Source organism: Bacillus sp. JJ1764, assembly GCF_036962145.1.
Classification (GTDB): Bacteria; Bacillota; Bacilli; order Bacillales; family Cytobacillaceae; genus Neobacillus.
In genome coordinates, this window is the sequence record NZ_JBALNY010000266.1 from 1 (window position 1) to 1,043 (window position 1,043).

The following is a 1,043-nucleotide window of genomic DNA, read 5'->3' on the forward strand; positions in this document are numbered from 1 at the left end:
AAGCTTGGTAAGGTTTTAGATTGCCGAAGAACTTTGGTTACTAAATAATGTAGATATAAGGCAACTTTGTAATACAACACGTGAGAATGTCAGTCGCACCACTTTAACCAATTTTAGAAAAAAAAGAATTTTGGGGCATGAGAATAGCCATTTAATAATTTCCTGCAAAGAGGTTTTCGATGATTTGATAATATATAATTATTTTGCGTTGCAAATAAGGGGGAAAAACGAAAAAATCTTACAAATAATTATTCTCTATTTCTTTCCATATTCTACGATAGATTACTACCTGATTTACTTCATTTTTGTATAAGTCTCCATTTCGCATATTAATTTCTTAGTTATTAATTTATGACTTTTATTCCTATTTATCGAATAAACTTTAATTTCGTTAAGAAAGGAAGATTATTCACATGAAGTTTCTGACAAAAACTGAAATCAGCGCCATAGCACATCGGTGTAATCAAATACCAAGTCAAAATTGGAAGGTTAGTAAAATTACATTAGGTGATATTTCATTTTATGATGTAGTTACAGACGGCGACACAGAAATACCATTTACGAGGCAAGAGTGTGAATTTATTGCCCATGCACGAAACGATATTCCAAAGTTGATTCAGCACATTAACAGCTTACAAATGTTACTTCTCCAATATGAGCAAGTTCTTGGGGAATTAGGTTATCAAGCAGAAAAAAAGATCATTTAAATAAAACACTACTGGGAGAAAGAAAAACTAATGTTTATTTAATCCGTAAAAAGAGGCTGGAAATTCCAATCTCTTTTTACATTTAAATTGTTATATTAACTATAATATTTATCGAAATCATCTTTATGTAACTAAAAAAATTATAAAGAAAGCTTTATTTCTATTTTAGTACCCTTAATTTCCTCACTGGATATTCCGAATGTTCCATTATATTTTTAATTATTTTTTTACTACCATGAAACCAATACCTGTACCTTTGTGATTGCTAGAATAAAGTGAATAGTATACGCCAAATAAGTATCAATTACGGATTATACGGATAGAAGTACATGTATT

The 1,043-nt window shown here is 29.4% G+C and carries 1 protein-coding gene; it reads left to right on the forward strand.

The genetic code is table 11. The features are described from left to right. Positions 1-413 precede the first annotated feature (413 nt). Positions 414-707, forward strand: coding sequence for a hypothetical protein (locus V7083_RS23655; protein ID WP_335482666.1), 294 nt, complete (start codon positions 414-416; stop codon positions 705-707). The last annotated feature ends 336 nt before the right edge of the window (positions 708-1,043 follow it).

What these genes read in the sequence shown, in the direction of transcription:
- V7083_RS23655 (WP_335482666.1), top strand. Translation starts at nt 414, where the DNA reads ATGAAGTTTCTGACAAAAACTGAAATCAGCGCCATAGCACATCGGTGT.